Genomic DNA, 6,366 nt, shown 5'->3' with positions numbered 1-6,366 from the left:
CTTCGACGGTCCGGTGGACCACCTGTCGGCGCTTTCGGTGCTCGCGGACTACGTGGGTGCGAAGGTCGACCGCCGACGGGGCACCTGGGCGCCCGGCGGCACATCCGCCGGGCCGCCGTCCGCTCAGTGGGTGTCGGTGCGCTTTTCGAGGCGGGTGCCGTCGCGCAGGGTGATCGACATCAGGTCGCTGGGGGCGTCCAGTTCCAGGCGGTGCCAGCGACCGCGGGGGACGATCACGGCAGTGCCCGCCCGCAACCGCACCACGTCCTCGGTGCCGCCGGGCACGGCGGGGCGGAGGTGGAGGCGGACACCGCCGGTCAGGCAGCACACCGCTTCCTCGGCCTCCGGGTGCATCTCCCAGTGGTCGGCGTGGACGTCGGCGTCGGTCTCCACGTGGAACGTGGCGACCTGCCAGGCGCCGGAGCCGTTGCCCGTCATCTGCCGCTCGACGGCGCGGACGTCGCCGTCGGGGTGGAAACGCAGCGCCGAGGCGAACAGATCGACGGTCGTGGTGGTGGTCATGACGGAGTTCCTTCCAGCTGGTTCTCTGCGGGGGCGGTGGATCGCGGGACGGGAGTGACGGCTCGGTGGCGCGGCAGCACACCGATCGCCACGGCCGCCGCGAGCACGAAGACGGCGGCGGCGACGGCCAGGCCCAGGGCGTAGCCGTCGGTGAGCGCGGCGGGGGTGGTGGCCGTGCCGGTGTGGTGCGCGGCGAGGGTGGTCAGGGCTGCCAGGCCGATGGATCCCCCGAGTTGGCGGGAGCTGTTCATCAGGCCGGACGCCATGCCCGCCTCGCGCGGAGCGACCCCGGTGGTCGCGGCGGCGGCGACCGGAGCCAGGACCAGTCCGGCGCCGACGCTGGTGACGAGGGACGGGCCGAGCACGTCGGTGAGGAAGCCGCCGTCGGGGCTGATGAGCGCGAACCAGGCCAGGCCCACGGCGGCCAGCAGGGCGCCGGGCACCAGGGACACCCGCGGGGTGCGGGACGCGGTGACACGGGTCGCGACGACGGTTCCCAGGACCAGGCCCAGGGAGAAGGGCAGGAATGCGGTGCCGGTCGCCGCGGCGCCCATGCCCAGGACCTGCTGCATGTAGAGGGAGACGAAGTAGAACGCCGTGAACTGCCCGGCCGCGGCCAGGAACACGAGCACGTTCGCGCCGGCGACCCAGCGGCTGCGCAGCAGGCCGAGGCGGAGCAGGGGTGCGGTGGTTCTCGACTCGGCGACGACGAAGGCGGCAAGGAGCACGGCCGCGGCGGCGAGGGTCGCCCACGTGACCGGGGAGCCCCAGCCGAGGGTGTCGGTGCGTACGACACCGAGCACGAGCAGTCCGACTCCGCCGGTCGCCAGGACGGCGCCCGGCGCGTCCAGTCTCTCGCGCCGGGCGGGCGACGCTCCGGCGGGCACTCCCACGAGGACCAGCGCCAGGGCCACCGCGACGATGGGCAGGTTGATCAGCATGACCCAGCGCCAGCCCGCGTACTCGGTCAGCAGCCCGCCCGCCAGTACGCCCAGCGCGCCGCCCGCCGCGTTCACCGCGCTCCACACCCCCAACGCGCGGACGCGGCGCGGGCCTTCGGGGAAGGTGGCGGTGAGCATCGCCAGCGCGGCCGGCGCGGCCGCGGCAGCGCCCAGGCCCTGCCCGGCGCGGGCGGCGATCAGTTGCCAGGGCGTCTGGGCCAGTCCGCCCGCCAACGAGCACAGCCCGAAGACGGTCAGCCCCAGCACGAACATCCGACGGCGGCCGTACAGGTCGCAGGCACGGCCCCCCAACAGCAGGAACCCGCCGAACGTGAGCGCGTACGAGTGCACGACCCACGACAGGTCGAGCGGCGCGAATCCCAGCGCCGTGCGGATCGCGGGTAAGGCGACGTTGACCACGGACATGTCCAGGGCGACGACGAACTGGGCGACGGCGGCTGCCGCCAGCACCACTCCGGGCCTCCCCCTAGAGTTTCTATACATGTAAGAAAAGCTAGCGCCGAGGTTCGCCGTTGTCGACACCTGGGGGATGATGGGGGGCATGTCGCAGCCGTCCGCACCGCGCAGAACCCAGGGCCGACCTCCCCGCATCTCTCGCGGGGAGATCATCGAGACAGCCCGCCGGATCGTGGACGAGGGAGGCGTGGACCGGCTGACCATGCGGCGGCTGGCCACGGAGATCGGCAGCACGCCGATGGCGCTCTATCACCACGTCCGGGACAAGGAGGAGTTGCTCGTCCTCCTGCTCGACGACTACGCCACCCGGGCCCTGCGCCGACCCGAACTGCCCGCCCACCCCCGCGAGCGGATCGTCGTCGCCGCCACCGCGATCCACGAGGCGCTCGCCGCCTGCCCCTGGATCGTGGAGGTACTGACCGCCGACGACCTGATGTCCACGACCGCGCTGTGGTTCGTCGAGCAGATCGTCGACGGCCTGGTCGACTGCGGCCTCTCCCTCGACCGCGCCGTGCACGGCTATCGCGCGATCTGGTACTACACCGCCGGAGAGATCGTGGTCAGGGCGACGGCGGCCCGCCGGCGCGCGGACGACGGCCGGGCGACCTACAGGGAGCAGGCCTTCGCCGATCTCGATGCGCGCGAACTGCCCCGCTTGGCACAGGTCGCGGACCGGTGGGCGCCGCTGACCGCCGAGGACACCTACCCGGACGGGCTCCGGGCCCTGGTGGACGGCCTTCTCGCCGGCCACTGACGGCCTCGCCACCGACGGGGTGCACCCGGCCACCGACCGGACACCACGGCTTCGGGGGACACCGGTGACCCCTGCGCCACGCCATGGCGCCACGTGGCACCACATGGCACTACATGGCACCAATCGGCGCCATCGGCAGCGCTCGCACCTCCCTGACGCCACAGCAATCCAACGAGACACCACCAAGTTTCCGCAGGTCAAAGCCGTTAGGCATCGAGAGGGCCTTACTGTCTCCGATGCGACACTTGCGCCTGGCGCCATAGTGGTGCCATGATGACGCCATGGACCTCACCCCGTATGTCGAGAACCTCCGCCGCGAACTCGCGGTGGCCGCCGAAGCCGGCGGCGAGGAGGCACGCGAGCTGGCCGAGCGGCTCACCGCCCCCCTGGAATCGGCGGCCCGGCTGACCCTGCTCAACGCGCTCTCCGCCGCGACGGACGAGATCACCCGTGAACTCGCCCCCGGTTCGGTCGACGTACGGCTCCGGGGCCTCGACCCCGACTTCGTGGTGACGCTCCCGCCCACCGGCGGCGCCCCCGCGGAGCCGGACGCCGCCACCGAACCGCTCCCGACCCCGGCTCCCGCCGAGGGCGACGAGGGCGGCACCGCCCGCGTCAACCTGCGCCTGCCGGCCCACCTCAAGACCCGCGCCGAGGAGGCGGCGGCGCGCGAGGGCCTGTCGGTCAACGCCTGGCTGGTACGGGCCGTGTCGGCCGCGGTCGGCGGCGGCACCCGGCCGCGTGCGCCGGAGAGGCCCCAGAGCATCGGACAGAGCATCACCGGCTGGGTGCGCTAGCCGCGCCCCCGGGCCCCATCGCTCCACCCGCACCACCTCACCCACACCACGTCCCACCTGCGGGGACGACCTGAAGACTCAAGAGGACGGGACAGCCATGCCTTCTTTCGACACCCCCGAACCGATCTCGGCCACGGCGCGCGTGGAGGCCGGTTCCATCCAGTTCATCGCGGGCGACCGCACCGACACCGTCGTCGAGGTGCGGGCGCGCAACCCGAAGAAGGACCTGGACGCGCGGACCGCGGACCAGACGGAGGTCACGTACGCGAGCGGCACACTGACCGTCAGGACGCCGAAGTCCAACATGTTCGGCCGCACCGGCGTCGTCGACGTCACGGTCGAACTGCCCGCCGGCTCGCGGATCGACCTGATCGGCGCCTGGACCCAGGTGCTCGGCGAGGGCCGGCTCGGCGAGGTCCGCGTGAAGACCTCCTCCGGCGACGCCCGCTTCGACACCACCGGCCCGCTGCACCTGACCGCGGCGCACGGCTCGATCACCGTGGACCGGGTCGAGGGCAAGGCCGAGATCACCACGAGCTCCGGCAGCCTGCGCGTCGGCCTCGTCGACGGCCCCGCCGTCCTGAAGAACTCGCACGGCACCACGACCATCGGTGCCGCGACCGGCGACCTGCGGGTGAGCGGCGCCAACGGCGACATCGAGATCGGCCGCGCCGAGTCCTCGGTCGCCGCCACGACCGCCCACGGCACCCTGCGCGTCGGCGAGGTGGCGAGCGGCACCGTCCAGCTGGAGACCTCGTACGGCGCCATCGAGGTGGGCATCCGCGAGGGCGTGGCCGCCTGGCTCGACGCCCACTCGACCTCCGGCCAGGTGCGCAACGGGCTCACCGCGTCCGAGGCCCCCGGGAAGACGGAGGCCACCGTCGAGCTCCGCGCCCGCACCCGCCACGGCAACATCGACATCCGCCGCGCCAAGGCCTGAGCGCACCTCGCGCGCCCGGTCGCGCACCCCCCTTCTCCCCCTTTCCCCTTCACCCTTCGATCGGAGGGCCCCATGCCTTCTTCTGACATGCCCATGACCATTCCGGCGATCGCGGCGTACGGGCTGCGCAAGTCCTACGGAGACAAGACCGTCCTGGACGGCATCGACCTGACCGTCCCGGCCGGCTCGGTCTTCGCCCTGCTGGGCCCGAACGGGGCCGGCAAGACGACGGCCGTGAAGATCCTGTCCACGCTGATCACCGCGGACGGCGGTCAGGTGCGGGTCGGCGGCCACGACCTGACCACCGAAGCGCAGGCGGTACGGGCCGCGATCGGCGTCACCGGGCAGTTCTCGGCGGTGGACGGTCTGATCACGGGCGAGGAGAACATGCTCCTGATGGCGGACCTGCACCACCTGTCGAAGCAGGAGGGCCGACGGGTGACCGCCGAACTCCTGCAGCGGTTCGACCTGACGGAGGCGGCGAAGAAGCCGGCCTCCAGCTACTCCGGCGGCATGAAGCGCCGCCTGGACATCGCGATGACCCTGGTCGGCAGCCCGCGGATCATCTTCCTGGACGAGCCGACCACCGGCCTGGACCCCCGCTCCCGCCACACCATGTGGGGCATCATCCGCGAGCTCGTCACCGGCGGGGTGACGGTCTTCCTCACCACCCAGTACCTGGAGGAGGCCGACCAGCTCGCCGACCGCATCGCGGTCCTCAACGACGGAAAGATCGCCGCCGAGGGCACGGCCGAGGAACTCAAGCGCCTGATCCCCGGCGGACACGTGCGGCTGCGCTTCACCGACCCGGCCGCGTACCGCACCGCCGCCACCGCCCTGACCGGCGCCGCACACGACGACGAGGCCCTGGCCCTGCAACTGCCCAGCGACGGAAGCCAGCGCGAACTGCGTTCCATCCTCGACTGGCTGGACTCCACGGGCGTCGAGGCGGACGAACTCACCGTGCACACGCCCGACCTGGACGACGTCTTCTTCGCCCTCACCGCCACCGTTCCCGCCCAGTCCAAGGAGTCCGCCCGATGAGCACCCTGTCCCTGGCCGCCCGTGACACCACCACGATGCTGCGCCGCAACCTCCTGCACGCCCGCCGCTACCCCTCCCTGACCCTGAACCTGCTGCTCACCCCGGTCATGCTCCTGCTGCTGTTCGTCTACATCTTCGGCGACACGATGAGCGCGGGCCTGGGCGGCGGCGACCGCTCCGACTACATCGCCTACCTCGTCCCCGGCCTGCTGCTGATGACCATCGGCTCCACCACCATCGGCACCGCCGTCTCCGTCTCCAACGACATGACCGAGGGCATCATCGCCCGCCTGCGTACCATGGCCATCCACCGCGGCTCCATCGTCACGGGCCACGTCATCGGCAGCGTCCTGCAGTCCGTGATCAGCGTCGTCCTGGTCGGCGCGGTCGGCGCGGCCATCGGCTTCCGCTCCACGAACGCCACCGCCCTGGAATGGCTCGCCGCCTTCGGCCTGCTGGTCCTCTTCGCCCTCGCACTGACCTGGATCGCGGTCGGGATGGGCATGGTCAGCCCCAACGCCGAGGCAGCCAGCAACAACGCCCTCCCGCTGATCTTCCTCCCGCTCATCTCCAGCACCTTCGTCCCCATCGACGCCATGCCCGGCTGGTTCCAGCCCATCGCCCAGTACCAGCCCTTCACCCCCGCCATCGAAACCCTCCGCGGCCTGCTCCTGGGCACCGAGATCGGCCACAACGGCTGGCTCGCCCTCGCCTGGTGCCTCGCCCTGACCGCCCTCGGCCACCTCTGGACCAAGAAGGTCTTCAACCGCGACCCCAAGTGACCGGGACACACCGACGCGAGGAACTTCAGCTTGCCAGAGGCCCGTCGGACGGTGAAAAGCTCCAGGTGCAGTCCGAAGTCCTCGCGCCGTCCGTCGGTGAAGGGCGCCT

7 protein-coding genes are annotated in these 6,366 nt (G+C 72.0%); 5 read left to right on the top strand and 2 right to left on the bottom strand.

What is annotated here, in order from left to right; translation table 11 throughout:
* Nucleotides 1-123 precede the first annotated feature (123 nt).
* Both ABZ318_RS38645 and ABZ318_RS38640 read right to left on the bottom strand, forming a co-directional pair.
* The gene (locus ABZ318_RS38645) at nt 124-522 is read right to left on the bottom strand and encodes a cupin (RefSeq protein WP_356907094.1); all 399 of its coding nucleotides are present in this window, start codon (nt 520-522) and stop codon (nt 124-126) included.
* A complete protein-coding gene (locus ABZ318_RS38640) occupies nt 519-1,967 on the bottom strand; it encodes an MFS transporter (protein WP_356907093.1) in 1,449 nt (482 codons plus the stop codon). Before ABZ318_RS38640 ends, ABZ318_RS38645 begins: the two co-directional genes overlap by 4 nt.
* A 58-nt stretch (nt 1,968-2,025) precedes the next feature.
* On the opposite strand from ABZ318_RS38640, the gene ABZ318_RS38635 reads away from it, so the two are divergent.
* The 5 genes from ABZ318_RS38635 (at nt 2,026) to ABZ318_RS38615 (ending at nt 6,257) form a co-directional block, all read left to right on the top strand.
* Nucleotides 2,026-2,694 (top strand): TetR/AcrR family transcriptional regulator, encoded by a 669-nt coding sequence (locus ABZ318_RS38635; RefSeq protein ID WP_356907092.1) that lies wholly within the window; start codon nt 2,026-2,028, stop codon nt 2,692-2,694.
* A 281-nt stretch (nt 2,695-2,975) separates the two neighbouring features.
* Complete coding sequence (locus ABZ318_RS38630; RefSeq protein ID WP_356907091.1) at nt 2,976-3,491, top strand: toxin-antitoxin system HicB family antitoxin; 516 nt, start codon at nt 2,976-2,978, stop codon at nt 3,489-3,491.
* Nucleotides 3,492-3,588: 97 nt separating this feature from the next.
* A complete protein-coding gene (locus ABZ318_RS38625) occupies nt 3,589-4,431 on the top strand; it encodes a DUF4097 family beta strand repeat-containing protein (protein WP_356907090.1) in 843 nt (280 codons plus the stop codon).
* 93 nt (nt 4,432-4,524) lie between these two features.
* Nucleotides 4,525-5,475 (top strand): ATP-binding cassette domain-containing protein, encoded by a 951-nt coding sequence (locus tag ABZ318_RS38620; RefSeq protein ID WP_356907095.1) that lies wholly within the window; start codon nt 4,525-4,527, stop codon nt 5,473-5,475.
* Nucleotides 5,472-6,257, top strand: coding sequence for an ABC transporter permease (locus ABZ318_RS38615; protein WP_356907089.1), 786 nt, complete (start codon nt 5,472-5,474; stop codon nt 6,255-6,257). The genes ABZ318_RS38620 and ABZ318_RS38615 overlap by 4 nt, the downstream gene beginning before the upstream one ends.
* Nucleotides 6,258-6,366 lie beyond the last annotated feature (109 nt).

This window comes from Streptomyces sp. NPDC006197 (assembly GCF_040613865.1).
Classification (GTDB): Bacteria; Actinomycetota; Actinomycetes; order Streptomycetales; family Streptomycetaceae; genus Streptomyces.
This window is presented reverse-complemented; position numbering and strand designations above follow the sequence as displayed.